The 23402-nt window shown below is 56.7% G+C and carries 20 protein-coding genes; 6 read left to right on the top strand and 14 right to left on the bottom strand.

Features of this window, described 5'->3' with window-relative positions; all coding sequences use genetic code 11:
- Window positions 1-16 precede the first annotated feature (16 nt).
- Complete coding sequence (locus ASC90_RS18190) at window positions 17-1525, top strand: O-antigen translocase (RefSeq protein WP_056543127.1); 1509 nt, start codon at window positions 17-19, stop codon at window positions 1523-1525.
- A gap of 67 nt (window positions 1526-1592) precedes the next feature.
- Here the strand turns inward: ASC90_RS18190 and ASC90_RS18185 are convergent, their stop codons facing one another.
- The 6 genes from ASC90_RS18185 to ASC90_RS18160 are packed head-to-tail and all read right to left on the bottom strand — an operon-like array spanning window position 1593 to window position 7082.
- Complete coding sequence (locus tag ASC90_RS18185; RefSeq protein WP_056543126.1) at window positions 1593-2765, bottom strand: DegT/DnrJ/EryC1/StrS family aminotransferase; 1173 nt, start codon at window positions 2763-2765, stop codon at window positions 1593-1595.
- Window positions 2762-3736, bottom strand: coding sequence for an NAD-dependent epimerase/dehydratase family protein (locus ASC90_RS18180; protein ID WP_056543124.1), 975 nt, complete (start codon window positions 3734-3736; stop codon window positions 2762-2764). The genes ASC90_RS18185 and ASC90_RS18180 overlap by 4 nt, the downstream gene beginning before the upstream one ends.
- A 2-nt stretch (window positions 3737-3738) precedes the next feature.
- Window positions 3739-4449: an acyltransferase gene (locus ASC90_RS18175; RefSeq protein ID WP_056543122.1), complete on the bottom strand. Its 711-nt coding sequence runs from the start codon at window positions 4447-4449 to the stop codon at window positions 3739-3741.
- Window positions 4439-5545, bottom strand: coding sequence for a DegT/DnrJ/EryC1/StrS family aminotransferase (locus tag ASC90_RS18170; protein WP_056543121.1), 1107 nt, complete (start codon window positions 5543-5545; stop codon window positions 4439-4441). Before ASC90_RS18170 ends, ASC90_RS18175 begins: the two co-directional genes overlap by 11 nt.
- A complete protein-coding gene (locus tag ASC90_RS18165; RefSeq protein ID WP_056543119.1) occupies window positions 5542-6579 on the bottom strand; it encodes a Gfo/Idh/MocA family oxidoreductase in 1038 nt (345 codons plus the stop codon). Before ASC90_RS18165 ends, ASC90_RS18170 begins: the two co-directional genes overlap by 4 nt.
- Entirely contained in the window at window positions 6576-7082 is a 507-nt protein-coding gene (locus ASC90_RS18160; protein WP_056543117.1) for an acyltransferase, read from the bottom strand. Before ASC90_RS18160 ends, ASC90_RS18165 begins: the two co-directional genes overlap by 4 nt.
- Before the next feature lie 320 nt (window positions 7083-7402).
- Between ASC90_RS18160 and ASC90_RS18155 the strand changes: the two genes are divergently transcribed.
- The 5 genes from ASC90_RS18155 to ASC90_RS18135 all read left to right on the top strand — a co-directional run bounded on the left by ASC90_RS18155 (window position 7403) and on the right by ASC90_RS18135 (window position 14423).
- Window positions 7403-8644, top strand: coding sequence for a glycosyltransferase family 4 protein (locus tag ASC90_RS18155; protein WP_082519971.1), 1242 nt, complete (start codon window positions 7403-7405; stop codon window positions 8642-8644).
- A 309-nt stretch (window positions 8645-8953) separates the two neighbouring features.
- On the top strand, window positions 8954-10342 hold the full coding sequence (locus tag ASC90_RS18150; RefSeq protein WP_056543113.1) for a hypothetical protein: 1389 nt from the start codon (window positions 8954-8956) through the stop codon (window positions 10340-10342).
- Between the two features lie 593 nt (window positions 10343-10935).
- Window positions 10936-11859: a glycosyltransferase family 2 protein gene (locus ASC90_RS18145; protein WP_082519990.1), complete on the top strand. Its 924-nt coding sequence runs from the start codon at window positions 10936-10938 to the stop codon at window positions 11857-11859.
- A 413-nt stretch (window positions 11860-12272) separates the two neighbouring features.
- Entirely contained in the window at window positions 12273-13742 is a 1470-nt protein-coding gene (locus ASC90_RS18140) for a hypothetical protein (RefSeq protein ID WP_082519970.1), read from the top strand.
- 93 nt (window positions 13743-13835) lie between these two features.
- Window positions 13836-14423 (top strand): hypothetical protein, encoded by a 588-nt coding sequence (locus tag ASC90_RS18135; protein WP_056543110.1) that lies wholly within the window; start codon window positions 13836-13838, stop codon window positions 14421-14423.
- A 439-nt stretch (window positions 14424-14862) separates the two neighbouring features.
- Here the strand turns inward: ASC90_RS18135 and ASC90_RS18130 are convergent, their stop codons facing one another.
- The 8 genes from ASC90_RS18130 to ASC90_RS18095 form a co-directional block, all read right to left on the bottom strand.
- Window positions 14863-16335, bottom strand: a complete 1473-nt coding sequence (locus ASC90_RS18130) for an O-antigen ligase family protein (RefSeq protein WP_056543109.1) — start codon at window positions 16333-16335, stop codon at window positions 14863-14865.
- Window positions 16336-16458: 123 nt separating this feature from the next.
- Window positions 16459-17727 carry a glycosyltransferase family 4 protein gene (locus ASC90_RS18125; protein ID WP_082519969.1) on the bottom strand — a complete coding sequence of 423 codons (1269 nt, stop codon included), beginning with the start codon at window positions 17725-17727 and terminating at the stop codon, window positions 16459-16461.
- A 64-nt stretch (window positions 17728-17791) separates the two neighbouring features.
- The gene (locus ASC90_RS18120) at window positions 17792-18466 is read right to left on the bottom strand and encodes a polysaccharide deacetylase family protein (protein ID WP_056543107.1); all 675 of its coding nucleotides are present in this window, start codon (window positions 18464-18466) and stop codon (window positions 17792-17794) included.
- Window positions 18459-19418, bottom strand: coding sequence for a glycosyltransferase (locus ASC90_RS18115; protein ID WP_056543105.1), 960 nt, complete (start codon window positions 19416-19418; stop codon window positions 18459-18461). The genes ASC90_RS18120 and ASC90_RS18115 overlap by 8 nt, the downstream gene beginning before the upstream one ends.
- Window positions 19419-19510: 92 nt before the next feature.
- A complete protein-coding gene (locus ASC90_RS18110) occupies window positions 19511-19786 on the bottom strand; it encodes a phosphopantetheine-binding protein (protein WP_056543103.1) in 276 nt (91 codons plus the stop codon).
- Between the two features lie 56 nt (window positions 19787-19842).
- On the bottom strand, window positions 19843-21069 hold the full coding sequence (locus tag ASC90_RS18105; protein ID WP_056543101.1) for a pyridoxal-dependent decarboxylase, exosortase A system-associated: 1227 nt from the start codon (window positions 21067-21069) through the stop codon (window positions 19843-19845).
- Entirely contained in the window at window positions 21066-22658 is a 1593-nt protein-coding gene (locus ASC90_RS18100) for an acyl-CoA ligase (AMP-forming), exosortase A system-associated (RefSeq protein WP_056543099.1), read from the bottom strand. The genes ASC90_RS18105 and ASC90_RS18100 overlap by 4 nt, the downstream gene beginning before the upstream one ends.
- Before the next feature lie 17 nt (window positions 22659-22675).
- On the bottom strand, window positions 22676-23347 hold the full coding sequence (locus tag ASC90_RS18095) for a hypothetical protein (RefSeq protein ID WP_244480412.1): 672 nt from the start codon (window positions 23345-23347) through the stop codon (window positions 22676-22678).
- Window positions 23348-23402: the final 55 nt, after the last annotated feature.

Below are 23402 nucleotides of genomic sequence, written 5' to 3'. Positions count from 1 at the left end.
AAGGTAGTGTGAGTTTATGGGGTTGCATTCAGATTCCATCAGCACAAAGAGCCACTTACAGATCCTCAAGTCGACTGCGCTCATCGGCGGCTCATCGATTGTGAACGTCGGATTCTCCATCGTTCGCAACAAGGCGATGGCGGTCCTGTTGGGACCGGAAGGTGTCGGTTTGATGGGACTCTACAGCGCGACCGCGGACATCGGCCACACGCTTGCCGGGCTGGGGTTGAATGCCAGCGGGGTGCGCCAGATCGCCGAAGCCGCAGGGACAAGCGATGCCGACCGAATTGCCCGGACGGCCACTGCGTTGCGGCGTATATCAATGGTGCTGGGCCTCGTGGGCGCATTGCTGATGGCGTGCCTGGCGGCGCCGATAGCAAGGCTCACTTTTGGGGATGATCGGCATGCTGCCGCCGTGCTTCTCTTGTCAGTGGTCATCTTTTTTCAAGTCATGTCTGGAGGGCAAGCGGCTTTGCTACAAGGCATGCGGGACATAGCAAGCCTAGCTCGTATCAACGTCTTGGGCGCTTTCTTTAGTACCGTGATCAGCATCCCGATAATCTACTTCTTCGGCGAGCGCGGCATCGCTGCATCGCTGGTTTGCGTAGCGGCAACCACGCTCGCCACCTCCTGGTGGTTCAGTCGCAAAATCCGTATCAATTCATGCCGCCTATCGCTGCAAGAATTGCGGAATGAAGCCGCTGGCCTGCTCAGACTCGGCTTCATCTTCATGATCAGTGGATTTTTGACATTTGGTAGCGCCTATGCGATCCGCATTATTGTGCTGAACCACGAGGGAATTGCCGCCGCCGGGCTGTACCAGGCGGCATGGGCACTGGGCGGCCTCTATGCCGGCTTCATCCTACAGGCGATGGGCACCGATTTCTACCCGCGGTTAACTGCCGTGGCTACCGACAATCCCGAGTGCAACCGCCTTGTCAACGAACAGACACAGGTCAGCTTGTTGCTGGCAGGCCCTGGCCTGCTCGCCACGCTGACCCTCGCACCACTTGTCATGCGCTTGTTTTACTCTCCGGAGTTTTCCGCTGCCGTCGACCTCCTGCGCTGGATATGCCTCGGAATGATGCTCCGTATCGTCGCCTGGCCAATCGGATTCATCATTTTGGCAAAGGGAGCACAGAAAATCTTCTTCTGGACGGAGGTGGCGGCGACCGTTGTGCATGTAGGCCTGGCGTGGCTGTTTGTTACGACATTCGGCGCCGTCGGTCCGGGCCTCGCATTTTTTGGGCTCTATGTCTGGCACAGTCTTCTGATATACTGGATTGCCCGGCGCTACACGGAATTCCGGTGGTCTGCGACTAACCGGCGGCTCATACTGATGTACCTTCCGCTGTCAGGACTGGTCTTCGTGTCGTTCCAGTTCTTGCCCCTCTGGCAGGCAACAGCGCTTGGCTCACTGACCACAGTTGCGACGGGGCTTTACTCCCTGAAGACCCTGGTCGAGCTTGTGCCGCCGGAAGTCCTGCCGCGGGCGATCCGCCCCTGGGTCCTTAGGTCAACTTGACGGGATGTGAAAACGCACAACCTTTCAGCCGGGTCGAGACGGCTGAAAGGTTGTGCGTTACAATCTGCTAAACCGTTGCCGGCTCGAGATAGACTGGCGCACTCTGAAGCGCGCTCGCCACTTGAGAAACCTCAACGTCTGTCATCTGCACAAACAATGGCAAGATGATCGTTCGATCCTGGGCTCTCAGGCTATTTTGCATGCCAGTCGCGACTCGATGTGATCCCGTCCCAGCATAGGCTTGCTCAAGGTGGCTGTTCATGATGCCACGTCGGGTGGAGATGCCACGATCTAGCAACGCCTGCATGATTGCCCTCTGGTCCCATCCATTGGGCAACTCCACACAAAAGCTTTGCCAGTTGCTACGCGCCCAGCTTGGCTCAATGGGGAGCCCTATGCCCGAAGCCGCGTCGAAACTCCTGCGGTACATTTCAGCTAGCTCTCGCCTGCGAGCGACAATCTCGGGAAGTCGCTTGAGCTGTTCCCGCCCGACCGCAGCCTGCAGATCCGTCATTCTGTAGTTATACCCGACCTCGGGATAACTCTCGTAGATGACCTGCCGCGAGCCATGGCGAACCGTATCGTTCACGCTCATGCTGTGCTGTCGCCACAGTCGAAATTTTCGATCGTATTCGGGGTTGGCGGTCGTCAGCATGCCGCCGTCGCCTGTTGTAACAACTTTACGCGGATGGAAAGAGAAGCAGGCAATATCACCGTGCGGTTTGCCGATCTTCTCCCATCGGCCCTTCCAGAAGATCTCGCTTCCAGTAGCGCAAGCAGCGTCTTCGATCACCGGGATCGAGCGTCGACTGGCTATCTCAACGACGCGGCGCAGATCACACGGCATGCCAAGCTGGTGCACGCAGATGATTGCTTTAGTCCGCGGCGTGATCGCCGACTCGATCAAGTCCGGATCAATATTGAAGCCCTCACGCTCGATATCAACGAATACAGGTACAGCACCGCAATAACGGATCGCATTCGCGGTCGCGATGAACGAGTGGCTTACGGTAATCACTTCGTCGCCGGCGGTAACACCCACCGCCATAAGAGCCAGGTGAAGTGCCGTCGTGCAGTTGGAGACGGCACAGGCGTGCGCTGCTCCGACGAAATCGGCAAACTCTTCTTCGAAGGCCGCAACCTCGGGGCCTTGTGTCACCCATCCAGACAAGATCACGCGACGAACGGCCTCAACTTCACGCTCATCGAGAACGGGCTTCGCAACGGGAATTTGGCTCATGCCGCCACTCCAGCACTGAGCGTCTTCTCCTCTCGCCACCAGGCTACGAGATCACGAAGACCTTGCTCCATGGTGATCTGCGATTTGAACCCGAGAAGTCTTTCCGCCTTGACGGTAGATGCAAGACGCCGGGGCACGGCATTCACTTTCCGGGCCGGGCCGTATTGCGGTTCCATTGAAGCACCCATGACGTGGGTCAGCAACTTGGCGAGTTCACGCAGGCTTGTTTCCGTTCCGCTAGCAACATTGAACACTTCGTCGGTGACTGCCGACTTTGCCGCAAGCACATTGGCACGGGCAATGTCGTGCACGTGGACAAAGTCCATCGTCTGGGTGCCGTCGCCGAGGATGATGGGCGGCAAGCCACTCGCGATACGTTCCATCCAGCGGATCAGCACCTCCGTGTACGCGCCATGGACGTCCATCCTTGGTCCATAGACATTGAAGTAGCGCAGCGCCACGTAACGCAGACCATACATGTCTGCGAAACTGCGCAATAAGCCCTCGTTGAAGGCCTTCGCAGCACCATAGATTGTACGATTGTTATATGGATGATGATCCTCAGTGGTCGGGAAAGTCTCGGCTAGCCCGAGCACGGAGGCCGAAGATGCTGCCACGACTTTCGACACACCCGCCTGAACGGCCGCTTCGATCACATCAAACGTCCCGCCTGCCAGAACATCAAAAGCCAGACGCGGCTCTTCGGCGCATTGGGTAATTCTGATTGCTGCCTGATGGAAGACGAGATCGACACCCTCAACCACGTCCTTCAGCAGCGCACGGTCGCGAATATCGCCTTCGACGATGGTCAATGGTGCCGCGTTGATCGCGTTGGCCAAATTTTCGCGCCGCCCGCGGACAAAATTGTCAAGGACAACGATCTCACGCGGCTCCTCGAGCGCGACCAAATCAGCAATGTGTGAACCAATCAGGCCCGCGCCGCCGGTGATCAGGATTCGTTTGTCTTTCATGGCTAGTCCAGCCTCTTTGCTGTTGACGGATCGCAGTCTTCACGCCAGCGGATGAATTTGGCCGGCACGCCGGCGACGACTGAAAATGGTTCGACATCCGAAACGACGACCGCTCCCGCGCCGACGATTGCACCTTTGCCAATGCTGACGCCCGGCAGGATGGTGGCGTTTGTCCCGATGTCGGCCCAAGCGCCGACGCGCACCGGCTTGATCTCGAGATCGGTGCGGATAATCGGTACATCGACTGGCATCGCGGTATGACTTGAACCGAGGATCTTGGCTCCGGGTCCCCAGCCAACGCAGTCCTCGAGAACGAGGTCGCGGGCGTCGAAATAGGCCTGCGGCCCGATCCAGACATTGTCGCCAATCCTGCAGGTGCCGTCATATCTGCCTTGGATGTAGGCCTGTGCGCCGATAAACACGCCGCTACCAATCTCGAAGGTTTCGGGATGTTTGAAACCCGCACCGCTTCCAATCTGCAAACCGGCGCCACAGCTGCGGGCGAGACTCTTCCAGATAACCTTCCGCATCAACGTATCGACCACGCCGTCGCCGGTTGCAAAACGCGCGTAAAGCTCGAGAAGGCCAGCGGGCCCATAGGACCGCTTCAGTTCTTCGGCCAGTTTGACTTGGTAATCCGGGTCGGCGAGTTGCTCCTGTCGACCATGGACAGCTTGTACAAGGCGGCCGGCCGGGACGGGATCAACTGACATAGGCTTCCTGCTCCACGGCGGCGACAACCTGCTCAACCTGTCGGAGCGTCAGCTCCGGATAGATCGGAAGGGAAAGCACCTCACGCGCAGCGGCTTCCGACACGGGCAAATCACCGGTGCGGTAGCCGAGATCGGCATGGGCTTTCTGGAGGTGGACCGGTATGGGGTAGTGGAGGCCGGTATGAATGCCGTCCGCCCGCAGCGCATGCTGCAAGTGCTCCCGATCGTGGCTTCGTACGGCGTAGACGTGATAGACATGGCGTCGATCCGCGACAGCAACCGGCGCGCGCACCACGCGCGATCCGGCGAGCAAAGCAGAATATCGGTCCGCGCGGGCGCGCCGAGCCTCTGTCCAGTCTTCGAGATACCGGAGCTTGACGCGAAGAATTGCGCCCTGGATCTCGTCCATCCGGTAGTTGAAGCCTTTGAGCAAGTGGTGATAGCGTTGCTCCTGTCCCCAGTCGCGCAACATGCGGATCGTCTTGGCATGTTCATCATTGCTGGTCACAACGATGCCACCCTCGCCGCACGCGCCGAGATTTTTGCCCGGATAGAAGCTGAAGCATCCTGAAACGCCGATGCTTCCAGCGCGCCGGCCCTTGTACTCGGCGCCGTGCGCCTGACAGGCATCTTCGATTACGGGCAGCCCATGCTTGTCGGCAATTGCCCTGATGGCGTCCATATCTGCCATCTGGCCATAGAGGTGGACCGGCACGATGGCCTTGGTACGCGGCGTTATCGCCGCTTCGAGCTTCGTCGGGTCCATAGTGAGTGTCACGGGCTCGACGTCGACGAAAACCGGGCGCGCGCCCGTGTAGCAGATGGCCGAGGCGGTTGCCACGAAAGTGAACGAGACCGTGATGACTTCGTCACCCGGACCGACGCCCGCGGCGAGCAGCGACAGATGCAGGGCGCTTGTGCCGGTATTGACTGCGATCGCGTGCCTGGCGTTGCAATAGGCGGCGAATTCCTCCTCCAGCCGCGCCACTTCTTCGCCGAGCACGTAGTGACCCGATGCGAGCACACGGAGCGCCGCCGCATCGACTTCGCCCTTGATCGAGGCGTATTGGGCTTTCAGGTCGAGAAGCGGAATCATGCAATAAGCCTCGCCTGTTCAAGTTCGATGACGCGTCCGCGCTGGGCAAGAGACAGCGTGGCCGCCTCAAGTGTTCGAACAACACGCAAACCGGCATGACCGTCAGCAATGGGCTGCTCGTTCGATGCAACGCAATCGATGAATTGTTTCAGCTCCCGGCCCAAGGCTTCAGTCATATCGAGCTGCGGCGCGTGCATATCGCCGGTGCGATATCCAACACGCATTTCATGCACCTTCTCGCCGTCTCGTTGGGCGTTGCCGTTCAGGGTGATGCCCTTGTCGTAGACCTTGATCTTCTCGCTGGGCTCAAGATCGTCGTAGACAATCATCTTGTTGCTGCCGCCGACCAGCGTGCGCCGTACCTTGACCGGAGCAAGCCAATTCACATGGATGTGGGCGATCAGCTTGCTTTCGAAGAACAGCGTGAGATACGCGATATTCTCCGGCTCGCCGGCGACATGGCCCATGCCTGTCGCGGAAACCGCGACTGGCTTCTCGGGCAAGACATAATCCATAATGGACAGGTCGTGCACGGCAAGATCCCAGATGACGCTGACGTCATGCTGGAAGAGGCCGAGGTTAACGCGCACTGAATCGTAGTAGTACATTTCACCGAGACCATTCTCGATGATCTCCCGCATCTTGCGGACAGCGCCGGTGTGAATGAAGGTGTGGTCGACAGCCAAAATGAGGCGGCGACGTGCTGCCTCTTCGACCATGCGGCGGGCTTCGTCGGAAGTCGATGCCATGGGCTTTTCAACGAAGACATGCTTGCCCGCCATCATCGCCTTCATGGCGAGCTTGTAATGAGCCGATACAGGCGTTGCGATGGCGATGGCGTCGACCCGGGGATCACGCAGAACCTCGTCGAAGTCATCCGTTATCTGTACCGCTGGGTAGCGCAGCTGAACCGTGGAGAGGCGATCCTTGTTGAGGTCACAAACCCAAACCAGCCGCGCACCTGGCGTTTCGGCAAAATTCCGGACCAGGTTCGGTCCCCAATAGCCATATCCGACGACGGCGATACCGATCATCTTGCTCTCCCGGATGAAATAGCTTCGACAGGCGCATCTTTTGCGCGGCCGATGATCCTTGCCGGAACACCGGCAACAATTGCATAGGCAGGCACATCCTTGGTGACCACCGCGCCGGCGCCCACTTGCGCGCCCTCGCCGATCGTCACACCTGCGACGATGGTGGCGTTGCTGCCGATTGCAGCGTATCGCTTGACCAAGGTGGGCGTGACAGACCAGTCCGCGTCGGACTGCAGGCCTCCGTCAGGATTGACCGCGCGCGGATGGAGGTCATTGGTAAACATGACGCCATGACCAACGAAAACGCCGTCCTCGATCGTCACGCCTTCGCAGACGAAAGAGTGGCTCGAAATCTTGCAGTTTTCACCGACGAAGGCATTTTTTTGGATCTCCACAAACGTGCCAATGCGCGTGCCTGCGCCGATTGAGCAGCCGTAGAGGTTGACCAAATCTGGATGGTGGATAACGACGCCGTCACCCAAGGTGACGCTCGGTGCAATCATGTCGTTAAGATCCCCTGTTAAATTTACTCAGAACCGTGAGAGCAGCGAGCCGGGCTACGCCTCTGCTCAACTATTAGCCAGAGCTCCAAAAAACTACTTTGGCACCACCCAGTAAAGCGAGCAAAAATCGGTATTTAATCTACCCAAAAGTATTAGACAAAACGCATAAGGCCAATAAACTCCAATACATTTCAAATCTTTTTGAATGATTTAATTACCGAAAGTTGATATTGATGTTATTTATTCTCCAATAAAAATTGGAACTTGGGATAGGTTATCGATTACGTATGTCTACAACGCAGCTTTAATGGAGAAGCGTATTGCGTGTTCTTGTATATCCACACGATTTGGCGCTTGGTGGCAGCCAAATAAACGCGATTGACCTTGCTGCTGGAGTTGCCCAAAGGGGCCATGACGTTACCGTTTACGGTATCCCCGGGCCGCTTGTGGATTACATCAGAGAAAGGGGGCTCCGCTTCCTGCCGGCTAACGACCTGAAGTATCGACCTGCGCCGTCGCGAATTGCGCAAATTGCGGCAATATCTCGTCGAGAGCAAATTGACCTCATCCATGCGTACGAATGGCCGCCATGCCTCGACTCCTATTTTGGCGCTACCCTGGCTCTCGGTGTTCCGCTCCTATGCACGGTGCTGAGCATGCAGGTCATGCCACACATTCCCGCGTCGGTTCCGCTGATTATGGGGACGGCTGAACTCGGCGAAGAAGCGCGCAAGCGTCATCGGGCCGACGTCTGGGTGCTTGAGCCGCCTATCGACGTGGAACGCGATAATCCCCAAATCAGCGGCAAGGAGTTTCGGTCCGCGCATGGTATAGCGGACGAAGAGTTCTTGATCGTGAGTGTCTCTCGTCTAGCCCTTGATCTTAAGCTCGATGCACTTGTAAGGGGTATCGACGCAGTGAATCAGCTTGCAAGCTTAAACTCAGTGAAACTCGTTCTGGTTGGAGATGGGCCAGCCCGGGGTGCACTGCAATGTCGTGCCGATGAGGTAAATAGGCGCCACGGACGTGAGGTAGTTACACTAACCGGCGCTGACCCCGATCCGCGTAGTGCCTATGCGGCGGCCGACCTTGTCATTGCTATGGGAAGTTCCGCACTTCGAGCATTGGCAATCGGGCGCCCGCTCATTGTTCAAGGGGAGCAAGCTTTCTCCGAGCTGTTTAGTCAAGATAGCTGTGAGCTTTTTTTGAGACAAGGCTTCTACGGACTGGCAGATGGCGCATGCGGACCGGGTCGATTGGTGGCACAAATCGCGCCCCTTATTCGCGAGCCGGCGCGACGCCTTGAACTCGGCCAGTTTGGCAGGCGGTTTGTGAGTAACCGTTTCGGATTGCAGCGGGCCGTCGATTTTCAATTGGAAGTGTACAACTCAGTGCTCCAGAGCACTCCCGCCGCGAGGATCGGCGAAGCGTTTCGCGCCGCCCGTCTGGCGGCTTCCGTGGAAATCGAAAATCACAATCCCTTTCGAAAGCACCGAAATCGAAGGCTTCAAAATACAATACTTTCGGCAGCACGATCTGGTGAATGGCCCCCGTGTTTTTGATGTCTTATCGACTGATACCGATACTGTGCCTCCGCACCCACGGCTTCGCCCTTCGTTGCACCACTGGGCTGTGCCAAGCAATCGAACTCGCAGACGGGATCGCGGGACGCAGCATCGCGATACTCTAGCGCGCAGCAGCCCATGGGTAACGGGGGTTTAGTCACCACCAGATTGCCGGCCGCCGGTCCCCTAATCTCTACTCTAGAGAGAGTACAGTTTTATGGGGAGCATATCCGGCTGCTGTGAGAAGTTTGCACATCCGTGTGGTGAGCGTGACGATTTATGCCGACGGTGGCGACGGAGAGGACGATGAAGACACTTGCAGCGTTGACGGCGTCGGCATCGATGTTCGCCACAAGCGCAGTTGCGACCCCGGTGGTTACTGCAGCGACTGTCAATTCGCGCTCAGGGCCGGAACGGATGGCGGCCAGCCCGGCTGACTACAAGCGACTCGGGGGTCTCAATGGCGTCAAGTCGCCCTCCCCGAAGATATTCATCAGCGACGATCCGGCAATCGTTACCCAGACCGATGGCAAGGAGGTGCTTTCGCCGGTGAAAGGCATCGCGAGGCTTCAGTTCGTCGTCAATACCGACTACGCCGCAGCAAACACCGACGTCCGGCCGAACACCACCACCTCCCTGTCAGCGACAACCGGCAACTACGGCACCAGGATCGAGTTCACCACCTCCGCCTACAAGTCCCCGAACTATGCCATCAATGTGAACTTCGAGGCCGACGCAGTAACCACGTCCATCAGCCGCACACCGAGTGCTTCGCCCCCGGCTTCGCAGTATGCAACTCCGACTGTCGCTGAGATGCCTTCGCGGACTCCAAGTCCCACCTCGACCTCCACGGGTGGCATCGTGGTACTCGGACGCAGCTTCCCAAATGAGACCAATACGGGCGTCCCGGATGACCTCAAGTCGAGCCTGACTCCGTATACCGGATCCTGCTCGATCACCGCAGCAAACGTGAAGATTGACCGCAAGGTGATCACCTGCGATCAGCTCCGGCTCCTTGGTCCTAACATTGCCATCACAAACTCGATCATCAACGGTACAGTGCACTCCGACTGCTGCTACCTGAACGGGTCTTATAGCCTGACGGACTCCGAAGTTCGTGGGCCAGACTCCACAGCCACAGTGATCGGTGAGGCCAGGTTCAAGCTCCTCCGTGTCGAGGTGTCAGGTGGCTCTCGTTCGGTGAACTGCAACGACACCTGCGAGATTCGCGACTCTTATATCCACGGCCAGTACGGCGACAAACGTGGCATCGACCACGAGTCCGGCATCCGGCACGATTCACACGGCACGTTCGTGCACAACACGATCTCCTGCGATGCCATCTCCTACCCCAACCCCAACGGCGGTGAAGGATCGGGCTGCTCTGCGGCAATCTCCGGCTATGGTGACTTCGGCACGGTGAACAACAACACGTTCACCAATAACCTCATAGAGTCCCGCGAGGGGCTCTTCGGTCCGGCCGCCAGCTCGTACTGCGTGTACGGGGGTTCCACCGCGGGGAAGCCATACCCGAACGCGCATGACATCGTGTTTACCGACAACATCTTCCGGCGCGGCGGCAGCGGCAAGTGCGGCATCTACGGACCGGTTACCTCGTTCGACTCCAAGGCGGAAGGCAACCGCTGGCAAAACAACCTCTGGGACGACGGCGCTTCCGTTCCGCCAGCCAACTAGAGAACCTGAATGGCTATCACCTCAGTGCGGCACCCGCATACTAGTAGTGACAAGCACCATCCCGGGCAGCTTCTCGCGTGGTTCGATCATCACTGCCGACCCGGCTCGCCACGCCGCAGGCTGTCACTGGCAACCTCTCGCCCAGCCTCCGGTGGGTTACGGGCAGCCTCCCCGCCAAGCTGATCGAAGCGGGTACTACAACCGGTACGTCGCGGAAGGAGGCCGGCTCCCCGGTGTTGCTCTCGCCGCCGCCGCTCGCTGTCCAATGTCTCACGCCGACCGATGCGAACCACATCGAGAGCTGCGGCACAAATAGCAACTGTCCCGAACGGGGGCGTGGCCGGCCGCTTCTTCACAGGATCAGGTTGGGGAAAGCGCACCCGAGCATCTTGGTCTTGATCATGCCGGACGCCAGACCGGAAACATGCGCGAATTCGGCAGCGACTTCGGGCACCGCGGCGCGCAGTTCCGAGGCGAAGGGCGACCACTACCTCTGTATGAAAGCGAGTTGCTACCACCTATTGAGAAAATTACATTGTCAGCCAAAGATGAATATGATGGCGAGCGACTACGGAACTGCGCAAGGAGTCTTTATGCCTAACATTGTCTCTGTCATACTTCCAACCTTCAACAGAAGTCACAGTTTAGTCGCTGCGATCAATAGCGTTTTGATCCAATCACACAAGACTCTTGAACTGATTGTCGTCGATGATGCCTCTTCCGAGGATATCGAAAGTGTGGTGCGCGGAGTAGGCGACAGTCGGGTAAGCTATGTACGACGACCTCAGAACGGCGGCGCCGGTGCTGCGCGGAATACAGGCCTTGGCTACGCCAAAGGTGACTACATAGCGTTTCAAGACAGCGACGATGTTTGGCTTCCCAACAAACTCGAACGACAGCTTGAGCTTCTTTCGTCGCTCCCCGAGCACGTAGGGGTCGTGACGGGAGCAAAAATTGTCTACTATGGCCCCACGCGTATACTGCATGCACCTCCGCCGGAAGGACGGCTTAGTGTCGGCGAAAACCAGTTGGCGCGACTTTTGACCGAGAACCGCATCAGCGTACAGAACGCGCTGTTTCGTAAGGGCTGCTTCCCCGGAACGCACTGGTTTGACGAGTGCGCGAGTGCAAATGAAGATTGGGAATTCGCAATCCGGCTGGCTCAGCACACCACCATCTACGAAGATTTGGCACCGGTTGTGCTCGGCTTTATTTCAGCTGACAGCATATCCATGAATACTCGTAAAGAGCTCATAGGGTATCTACGTATACTTCGTAAAAATCGACATATTTTAAAGACCTTAAAAACTCAAAGATCTCTATTGATGATCGGAGCCAGTAGATATTTTTTTAAGCTTGGGAAGACAACCACAGCGAGAAAGTTTCTTCTGGCAAGCTTTTTGGACAATCCACCGAATATTAGGCTCCTTATATCGCCAGCCTTCAAAAGGGCTGCCTATTTCATTCTTGGCGGCCAGACCAGGCGAGAGATTAGGCGCAAAAGCTCACCGAGCTAATTGCCACAGCCTTCGGGCAATGACGACATACTCCATTCAAAATCTTCATTCCATAGCCTCCGGAAGCCCAACGGCCGACGTCGCAAACTCTAGAATTTGGATTGACGCTCTCAGGTGAGCAGGGTCGGGGGGGACTAGTTAACTTGCGGCAGAACATTCGGGATGGTCGACAGCGCGGTGTTCTATTCGCCCGCTCCTTTGGACGGCCCGCAAGTGGCCATCGCGAGGTAATCGCTTTCAGCGATAAAACAAGCTGGGATGCGGATAGTCCTTCCGACATACTTGGATTTTCATCCAATAAGATGACCCCTCATACGCTTACTTTTGTGATCACTAACGGATAAGCTTGGCAAGCTTCGCCGGGTTGCGGTCTAGTCTGCATTACCAAAGCAATTCTCATCCAAGGAAAGAATATGCTGCTGCCGGGATCTGATAACTTCGACGGACAATTCGTCATTTCGACTGTCGCCAAGCCCTGCCCGCGAGGCTGGCAACAGCGTCAACTCGGCGCGCTTGTCCTAAATTTGGCTCCGACAACCAATGCTGTGCCGGTGCTGGATGCCGAAAACCGTTCCATTGGCTTGCTTATAGGCATGCCCATCGACTTAGACCGAAACTCGATCGTCGATGGGCAATACAGACTGGACTGCAGGCTGGATGACGTCCGAAATCTGGATGATTTTGTTGAGAAAAACATTTATAGACTGACTGGAAGCTTTCTGTTCATCCTCAGCGCCCTCGGCTCGAGACGCATCTATCTTGATGCCGATGGCACACTGTCGGTGGTATATGATCAGGAGGCAAGGGTTGCCGGCGCGACCGCTTCGGTTCTACTCGACACCGATGAATATCAGAGGCGATTTCGAGCGGAGCTCTACAAAACCCTCGACGTTGAGGACGCTGGTTGGTTCACGGCCGGCTTGACGGCGCACGAGGGCATCACACGCCTCCTTTGCAATCACTACCTGGATTTAGACAACTGGACGACAAGACGCCACTGGCCAGTCGCCCCGATCGAGATATCCAAAGATCCAGCGTCGGTTTGCGCGAGAATTTGCGATCGCATTTCTCAAACGACGCAGATCCTTGCGCGCGCCGGAAGCACCAGTGTGGCGCTAACTGCAGGCAATGACTCGCGACTTCTGTTGGCATGTTCACGACAGCTGCTTGCAAACCTAACTTTCGTGACCGTAGCCGCGCCCACCGCTGATATGGATGTTGCTTGCGCCAAGCGCTTGGCGCGCCAGTTCGGCCTGAGACATGACGTCCTGCCCTACCGCGAGGCAACCGTCGCTGAAGCGGACCTTTGGCGCTTCAGGGCTGGCCACTGCGTCGGCGGAAATAACGTCAAGATGCATCCCAGCGTCGAGCCGCTCGAAGGACAGTACTTCATCGGTGGCCTTGGGGGAGAAGTTGGCCGCGGCTTCCTCTGGCTGAATGCCAAACAAGACACCGCAATCGACGCCAAAGGTCTGGTGGCAAGGTTGAAGCTGGCACGGACCGCCGAGGTGGTGGAGGCGGTGGATGCTTGGCTTGCTCCCCTCGCCCATTTCGACACTTTCCTTATATTGGATCTTGCTTATCTTGAATTGCGGATGAGCACGTGGGGATTTTGCGATTCATATGTGAAGCCAAGGCATCACGAAATTCACCCCATAATATCAAGAGCAAACTATGTGGACATGCTATCCCTTCCGCCGGAACTGAGGCGAAAGGGCGACATATATTTCCAGGCTATTGAAGCCCGCTGGAAGGAGATATCGAAGGTTCCGATAAACAAATACGGAAACTACAAAGACATATTGCGGCCCGCTAAGGAGGCGATCCGAAATCCCAAGCGAGCATCAAGGAAGGTCATGCAGATCGTTGGTGCCTGGCGATGAGAGATCGTAGAACAGCACGCGAAGCGCGGATCAGCAACGGTTCAGCGGCTAATCACGTGTCTCTCCTAAGCACAGATGACTTGAGGATCGAGAGTGACGCAGAATTTTGATTGGGAACCCGGGATTGGTGACCCGACGATCGGCGGATGGATTACCGTTGTTCTGTACTTTCTTGCCGGTGCAAGTTGCTGGAAGACTACGGGGATCGTCCTCCGCCAAAGTCGGGGCCAATACTCCGACGGCTACGTCTGGCGTGCAATCTCCGTAGTTTTTTTCTTTCTTGGTATAAACAAGCAACTTGATCTCCAGTCTGCTATGACGGAACTGGGACGTATGATTGCTTATTCTGGCGGGTGGTATGAGCAACGCCAGACTGTGCAGATTTACTTTATCATTGGCGTTGCAACCGTATGCGTTGCCGTAACACCTTTGGTTCTCTTTTGGGCCAGAAAGTTCCCAATTCAGACGTGGCTGGCGCTTATCGGTTCAACGTTTGTACTTGGTTATGTGCTAATTCGAGCGGCATCTTTTCATCATCTTGATGTCTTCTTCAGGAGCCGGTTCCTAGGCTTCAAGTGGTACTGGATTTTGGAAATGACTGGGATTGCTATCGTATTGCTTGCGAGCGAGTGGCGGCGAGCAAAGGGCTTGTACGCCGCAGCGACACATCTAGCCCGGTAAAAAGCGCTAAAGCGCTTTCGACGACCAACAGGCGTGAGGCCATCGCTAAGTGGCGCGCCGTCGCCGGCGTTCGCTTTGCAAGACCGGTCCCCGGCTTTTTGCAATGTTTTCGGCTATCTAGTTGCTTGGCTTGCCACAGATAGACTTCAGAATGTGATCAATGGTGTTTGCCCCTCGTTTGGTCTGATGCGTCATCGATATCTCTTGGCCAGAAGGACGGTTGCGGCGATGCGTTTTGCGGCGCGGCGGTCTCAGGACCATGGGGCCTTGCTTGACTGATATCCCGCCTCGTCAGGGCGTTTTGGGCGCGAGAGGGTCAATAGGGCCTGCGGTCTTGCATCGGAAATCGGCGATCGAGCTCACTTCGCTCGGTTCTCGACACTCATCTCGGCCGATCGTCAGCGTTATCGAGCACTTATCGGACAGTAGCCACGCGTGTTCAACTAGGTGACGGCGACTTACTGCTGAATGGTGGGTTCGTGCCTGGCACAATGGCACCTCGATCAGCCGGTTCGGTCTGCACAACGTTACAACGCGCCGGCAACTTGCGAACCTTGTCGCCAATGCGTTCCAGTCGCTGGCGGGGGTTGCAATCAAGAATCCACACGCCGGAGCCAACAAGGAAGAAAAACCAAACGTATGCGGCCACCCAGAAGTGCACGGTGGAGCCAACGAAGACATAGGCTCCCATACAGATGAGATATGATGTCCTGCATACATCAGTATCAGGATCGATATCTGTTTTCTTGGCGACAGAGACCCAGATACAAAGTAGGGACAGGACCAAGAACACGAAACCGGGCAGGCCGTGCCGCATTGCCATCAATAGCCAAAAGTTATCAACACTGTCTCCCATCCATGGTGGCCGCGCCCAATCGCCCAGCCCGATTCCGAAAATTGGATGATTAGCGACGGATGCAGACCCATATTCCCAGATCCAAAGCCGATACCAGCCTGTCTGCTGATCAAACGTAAAATGCGAAACATAGAACTGTGCAGGTGTCTGATTGGAACCAAGCTCAACAATCAGATAACCGATGAATCCGATTGCCCAAAGTAGCTTCCAGCGAGCGGTGAAGCCGCCAAGAACCTTATTCCACAGCAGGAAGGCGATCTGTAGAACCACCCCGGCCATCGGGGCTGACGACATCGACAGGAATGCGGAAAATCCCACTAAACCGGTTAAAATGCCGCGCGAAGTCCCCGACAGCTTTCCTTTCGTCGCCAGGCATGTGAGCGCAAGCATGCTTCCACAGAAAGTACCGAACAATATCGAATGGTTAAATGGCCCCTGGACACGCGAAAAGCCCATCCGGGGCGCCATCCATGTTATTGCCTCCGTCCGGAATATCGATCCAAACGCGAGAAGCAGCAAGTTCGTCCCGGTCACCCACTCATAAACAGTAAATGGCAGCATGCATATGATCAGTTTGGTGACATACAACACCATATTGCGGAAGTCCTGAGCATTGCGAATGCAAACCCGAGCCAGTAGGTAGGAGCCCATCGTTTCAATGAAGAGAATACCCGCCGGCTCAATTGTCTGGTCGATGCCCTGTACGACAGCAAAGGAAATAGCTGCCCATAAGCAGAAAAGAAGAATGCCGAAATCGGCGACTCTTTTTTTCCCCGCCTTCCCTTGCGACCAACTGACAATGCACGGGAGGAGCGCGAGCAGGAGGATAATTCGATATACCGAAAGATTGAGCGGGCCTATTGGCAGCACCCACGGGATAAGCAGTCCTGTGAGAAAAACCTTAACCGGCCATCCCGACCGAGTCTGGTCGGCCTGGGCAAAAGCTGATCTCCGGGTCGGCGCGAGGTTGACCGGACGCTGTGCGCCTTGAGCGACTGTCGAGTTGCGTAGGTTTATCTGCCCTGACCGAGGCCCCTGGTAGTTGCTTACTGTCATTTTCTACCCGGCCTCGCTTGCACTCGAAAGCCTTAGAACTCAATCAATGGCCAAGGCAAAATGGTAGTCACAATCACCTCCGACCGCGATTAATACTTCTGATATTTGCGTCGTCCAAATTGATTAAGGCATAGTGATTTCGACGCCGGCCCTCTGCTTTTCCAACCCGGGCATCGCTGTCCCTGCTCTGTCGTTGTCAATTAGGTCGGCATAAATTGAATCCATGCGGTCAAGTTTGGCGGACCACAAAGCAGTTTGCGTCGCGTGCATGTACGACGCAGCGCCCATGCGCGTGCGCAAATCGGGATTTACCGCAAGCCTGCGTATGGCAGCGGCAATATCGACAGCAAGTGCATCTGGAGTGGAGATTCCAAGCTTAATTGCGCAGAGATCCGAGGTCGCACTTCCGGGGCCACCGCGATCAACCACGATCAGCGGCAGTGAAAAGCTCATCGCTTCGAGTGCAACGTTCCCGCCCGCCTCACGGTAGCTTGGGAAGACAAAGACATCTGCATTTCGGTAGAATCCGGGAAGCTCATCTTTTGGACGCCAACCCACGAGAGAAACCCGCTCGGAAAGACCAAGCGACGCTATCAATGCCTCGCATTCTCTGCGATCGGGACCATCTCCAACAATCGCGAGCTCTACTGGCAACTCACGCAACAGCGACATGGCGTTTATAATGTCTTGTGCGCCCTTCGTCCGAATTAAACGCCCCGCGTACAAGAGCTTCAGCGGACCAGCTTGTCCGGATCGGATTATCGGCGGAGGCATGATGTCGATACCTGTCTCACTCATGACTTCGAAGCGTCGAACAGGCACTGCAGACAGCTGTTCCTCAACATATCCCGCTATACCGAGAACGCAGTCGGCACTCGTGTAAGTTCGTCTTAGGAGAGGATCCCAGCGCAGGCGGTGGCGATCTAGATTGCGCAGCCGACTGTACCACGGCGCCGAGTTATCCTCGCCAGTAAAACCAGGAGGGGTATTGAGGCCACCTCCAACTGGCCCGATGACCAGTGGCAACCCGAGATTTGCCGCCGGCGACGGGTATCGCATTGCGACTGGAACAGGCTGGTGCACAACATCGAACCGTATGCCGTCCTTTAGAGCTTGGCGTATCCAACGTCGTGCACGGTAGTAAAAGGGAACATAACCAGGCTTCAGAATGCTGTTCAGTCGCTCTGCCCGGCCAAGGATCGGTGGCTCGCTCCACTCGACGATTCTAATGTTACTCAGTTGCCGAGAGGCAGGCGTCGCCCCTTTCTTATGATAGGTCAGCAACGTCACATCGTGACGCTCACCGAGCCGCCGAGCCCACTGATATGCCACCCATGCCTCGCCAACATCCTCTCCATTGCAAGTGGGCGCCAGCAGCAGCAATTTCACCATCGAAGTCTCTCCGTCCTGTCAATGCTCGTCGCCGAAAGCCTTCCGAAAGCCACTGGGCTGATGTTTACACTCGAAACCTCGTTCGCGCCGCGTTACGGAGCCTTCTCCAGAAAGGGATCTGTCCCGACAGAATATCGTCCAGAGCTCTGTCCTCCGTCTGTGATCGCACTGAGTTCCTCGGCCTGAGAAAGCCCTGCAGTTCTGCGCTGCCTCCGCCACTTGAGTAAGCAGCCCTGTACCCCGCATTTCGTATCTGCTCTAGCACCGAGGAATTATACCATCCAAACGGCATCGAAGCCGCGTCGACAGGACAACCACATATCTCCTCAAGCTGCGCTTTTGACGCCTCGAGTTCGTAGTGGAGTTCAGTGGCCGTCAGCCGCGTCCAATCGCGGTGATCGACGCCGTGGCTGCCAACCCCCATCTTCAGAGCAATAAGGGTACGGATGTCATCTGCAGCAAGAGAACCCACTTGCCCTATCCGGCCGGTCAAGACAAAAAACTCCGCACGAAGACCGCGTTGGCAAAGCTCAGGTGCAGCGATCAAAAGGTCGGAAGCATTTCCATCATCGAAGGTGATGTAAATTCTTTCGCGCGCGGGATGAGAGGCTATGCGATCAAGGGCATTGAGAAAACGATCATGGCTAAGCCAATAGTCCGCTTCGCCGGGCTCAAGATCACGCAGCGGCTCTCCAATACCGTGAAAATTAACGATCTGGTATCCATCTGCCTTAGCCATGCTGGCTTCTCGTACTTTCCACAAATGCAGCAGCGGCGCGCAGTGGAGCCAATGCACTCATCAGCGCGGCGCGATGTGAAGCTCCGCGCCATGATCGGGCTGCATGTCCTACGAACACTCCCAATTTGAAGAGTGAGGTTCGCAGCGCCCCGTGGTGACGGCGGTAGTAGAGAATCCTGTTGGCGGTCAGAAGCGCGAACAACCGAGGCCCCGTGCCACTTCCTGCCCCAGCATGCATCACCTTCGATCGCGGTTCATAGACAATATCAAATCCCGCGTCGCGAATCCTTCTCTGATAATCTACCTCTTCGCTGTAGAGAAAAAATGTTTCATCCCATTCCCCGACAATTTTGCGGACCTCGGACGCAACAAGCAGCGCCGATCCCGTTGCCCATTGGACAGACCGGCGGCGATCGTAGTGGCCAAGTTCGCCAACGATCTCGCCCAGCCCAAGTCGAGCAGCCAAATTGCCGCCTAAAATAGCATCCGACCATGCGGTAACGATCGAGGGCTCGCGTCTCAGGGTTGGGTCGATGGATCCGTCCTCCTTGTAGTTGAGCGGAACAACAACTCCGACTTTCGACATTGCTAGTTGTTCGATCAGCGGCTTGACAGCGCCTGGATAAAGCCGGAGGTCAGGGTTTAAGATAAGGAGATGGGCTCCGGCATCGGCTCTTTGGGAAGCAATATTGATTGCTGCTGCATAGCCAGCATTTCGACCCGTACGTATAACGGTCGGACGCAGGGGATGGTCCTCAGCGATTTCAGCTGACCCGTCCTTTGAATCATTATCGACAACGACAACTTCAAAGCGATCCACGCCCTCCAAGCCATCGCCAAGGGAATCCAATAGGGCCGGCAAGGCATCGGCACTGTTAAACGTTACGATGACGACGACTACGCTAACCTGGGTTTTCCCGGTTGCCAAAACACGGTCTGCCGGCGTTGTCATGGTTGCCTCACCTACTTCAGTTTTTCCATTTGATCGCCAACTCGCCAAGCGCCGTCGCGAACTCGTTCTTTCCCGGACGCTTCCTGAGCTCCCTAGCCGGCAGCGAAATCGGCTTTCGACCGGTTCCGGTCCACGAACATCGCCAGCGACCCTACGGTTTCAAATACCGCACCGGTGAACTCGCTGTCGTCGATCTGAAATCCGAAGCGTGTTTCGAGTGCCGCCGCGAGGCTAAGCACTGCGAAGGAGTCAAGCTCGGGTATACTGCCGAACAAGGGCGTGGCGGCTCCTTCAATCCTGGCGCGATCTTCTATGCCGAGCGTTTCGACGATGACGTCCTTCACAGCTTCGAGCGTTGACGAATTCATGATACCCCTCTCATTGTTCTCTTCGGTTTGCGTCCTGCGGGCCGCACTGCTGATGACTAGACGAGCACTTCCGGTGGCAGCGGATGTCCAAGAAACGCGGTAGGGCTGGCGGTGAGGCCATAGGCGCCCGCTTGAAAGATGACGATAAGATCGCCAATCTCTGCGCGGGGAAGCGAGACGTTGTCGCCCAGCAGATCCAGTGGTGTGCAAAGGCAGCCCACAACGGAGACAGTCTCCATCTCCCGGTCGTCCATCCTGTTTCCCACCACGATCGGATAGTTGCGGCGAATAACCTGACCGAAATTGCCCGACGCAGCCAACTGATGATGGAGCCCCCCGTCAACGACAAGATATACCCGTCCTCTGGATACCTTGCGATCGATGACGCGGGTGACATAGACTCCTGACTCGCCGACGATGTATCTGCCGAGTTCGATGACAACCCGGGCGTCCGGAAGATTCGGACGGATTTCGGCCTCCATCAAGTCGGCCAGCCTTTGCCCGACCGGCATGAGGTCCAACGGACGATCCTTGTCAAAATAGGGTATCCCGAATCCGCCGCCAAGGTTGAGATAGCGAACCGGCCAGGGGCATTCCCCGGCGAGCCGTAGTAGCAGCTCGACGTTCCTTGACAGTGCCTCGCAAAGGATATCGGCGTGAAGGTTCTGGGAGCCAGCAAAGACATGAAATCCAAGAAGATCGAGGTCAGCAGACGAAAGTGTCCGCATCAACGATGGGACCTCCTCGACGTCGATCCCGAACTGCTGCGGACCTCCCCCCATGCGCATGCCGGAGCCTTTGACCTGGAAATCTGGGTTTACCCGCAAAGCCACTCTTGGCCTGATGCCTAGTCTGTTCCCAATCTCTGCTACGCGGGAGGCCTCGCTTGCGGACTCCATTTCGATGGTCACGCCTGCCGCAACGGCCTGGGTCAGCTCCGCAGTTGTCTTTCCCGGCCCCGCAAAACTGACGTGCGATGCAGATATGGAAGTATCCAGCGCCGTCTTCATCTCGAAAGCCGAAGCGACGTCGAAGGCGTCCACAAGACCCGCCAGGTGCTGGACGACGGCGGGCATCGGATTGGCTTTGACCGCGTAACTCAGCTTTATGTCAGCTGGAAGCACGGATCGAAGGTAGCTGATCCGTGACGTTATCAGCCGACGATCGTAAGCAAAGAACGGCGTGCTGCCGACTCGCTCGGAAAGGCGGTCGAGCGAAATGCCTCCGACAGCTAGGCAGCTTTGCGCCGCCTCGAACATAGCAATGGATGGGTGGGAACTCACGATCTCAACTGCTCCCGCAAAAGAACCCGATCGAATTTACCGTTCGGGTTGGTTGGAATCGTTGCCATCTCGATCACCTCTGATGGAACCATGTACTGTGGCAGCCGTCGCCGGAACGCTGTCAGCAAAGCGCCCACGTCGAGCGATTGAGACATCGGGCTTGCGACAAGGATGATACGCTGCCCTAAGGCTCCGTCGTCGATCCCGAGCGCAACCGCGTCGCGTGCCAAGCCTGTGGCGTAGGCAACCTCTTCGATCTCCGTCGGGCTAATGCGATAGCCGGACGTTTTGATCATCTCATCGCGGCGACCGACGAAAAACAGAAATCCCTCCTCGTCCGTGACGACCGTATCGCCCGAGAAGACTGCAATCTCGGGAGATCGCCAACCTGGACCATTGCCCGGTAGCGGGCGAAAGCGTTCGCCTGTTCGTACCGGATCGTTCCAATAGCCCATCGCGACTAGCGGCCCGCGATGAACAAGCTCGCCATGCTCTCCGGGCTCACAGCGCGAGCCGTCCGGCCGCACGACCAGGATCTCCGCGTTTGGAATAGCCTTGCCAATCGAATCGGGGCGGCGGTCTATCTCAGCAGGATCGAGATACGTCGACCGAAAGGCTTCAGTCAGCCCGTACATCAGGTAGGGCAGCGCCTTCGGGAAAATTGCGCGCAATCGGTCGAGCGTTGCCTTCGGCATCCGTCCTCCCGTATTTGCGAAGTACCGCAAGTTTGCCGCCACCTCGGTGGGCCAGTTGAGATCGGCAACCTTAATCCAGAAGGGAGGCACGCCGGTGATCCCGGTAACTCGGTGCTTTTCGCACAGTCGAATGACGTCGCTCGCCAGTAGGAAGTTCATCAGCACTATATGAGCCCCGGAATTGAACGCCGTTGTCAGTTGGCTCAGTCCAGCATCAAAACTTAGCGGCAGCGCGGAGAGGATCGTGTCGTGAGGACCATTTCCCAGATAGTGGCTGACGCTTTCCGCGCCGACGATCATGTTGCGGTGACTGAGAACGACGCCCTTGGGTTTGCCTGTACTCCCTGATGTATAGAGGATTGCCGCCATGTCGTAGTCGACAGACGCGATTTGAGGCGCCTGACCCGTCTCGTTCGAGAACACTGGTGTCCAGCCGTGCATTTGGGAGCCGTCAATTTCCGGCAGCCCCACCTCGTCGCGCGAATCCTGATCCACCAGGATCACATGCTCCAGCGCGCGGTTATCGGCTATGTAATCCTTGAGTTGACTCAGGCGGTCGGACGACGTGACCAGAACGCGGACATCGCAGTCGGCCAGGATGTAAGCGACTTGCTGGGGACGAAGCAGCGGGTTCACGGGTACTGTCACGCAACCTGCCGCGGTCGTGCCGAATATCGTGACGACTGTCTCGATACGCTTCTCAAGGAACACCGCGACCCTGTCGTCGCGTCGCAGCCCCAAGTCAACGAGCGCCGATGCAAATCCGCAAACACGCTGCCATAACTCGGTGTAGCTGCACGTCACGTTCTTGTATGTCAGCGCAGGTGCCGCGCCGTGCAGCAACGCTCCCTGGCGAAGCAGATGGGACAGGTTGGTCTTGACCGATGAGTGCATGATGCCCCCGCTCCCCACTACCACGGCACGCACGTTAGTTCGCTATAGAGGTAGTCCACGTCGCTCGCGAGCACGCGATTGCTGCGAAACATTTTGGGGCGCGGTGAACGCAGAGAGATAGCAAAGCGAGGATTGGCAACACCGAACCGGTTTTCAACCAGTGTCGCAACGATTCCAAAACTGGTCAGCAGATGGCTATAGATATGGCGTGCGGTCGCCTGGAACAGTTCGGGATTTCCTATATGGAGGATCGATGCGAAGAGCGGCATCCGCTTCCGTCTGTCCCTTCGAAATATCACGTAGCAGGATTGTTGGCCGCGAGTGACCACTAGGTGGTGCGCCGCAGTCGCCCGCGCGTGATCGCGATAGATCTCAAGGTCGCGCCCCTGTAGGCAGGACTCGATCACTTCCGGATCGGAAGCGATGCGAATTCCCGTTCCCCATCGCGGCAGTGGCCAGTTCAAAACTAGGGCTGCTGCCGTGTCCAATTGCTGGAAGTTCAGACGTTTGTTCAACGGAACGACGTTGCCGCTCGGGGACAGATCGGTGAAGGTGTAACCTTGCTGGTCAAGCAGGGCTTTCAGGAGTCTCAGGCCATATGAGCGATAGTCTTCCAAAACGCACCAGGCGGCCAGATTGCAGAAATTCTCCGTCTGGTCGCCGACTCGTCGCTGTGAATAAAAGGCCACGTAGACGCCAAGAACACGGTCCCCGCCAACCAGCATAAAACCGTGATTTGGGGAT

Source organism: Rhizobium sp. Root1220, assembly GCF_001426265.1.
Classification (GTDB): domain Bacteria; phylum Pseudomonadota; class Alphaproteobacteria; order Rhizobiales; family Rhizobiaceae; genus Rhizobium.
This window is presented reverse-complemented; position numbering and strand designations above follow the sequence as displayed.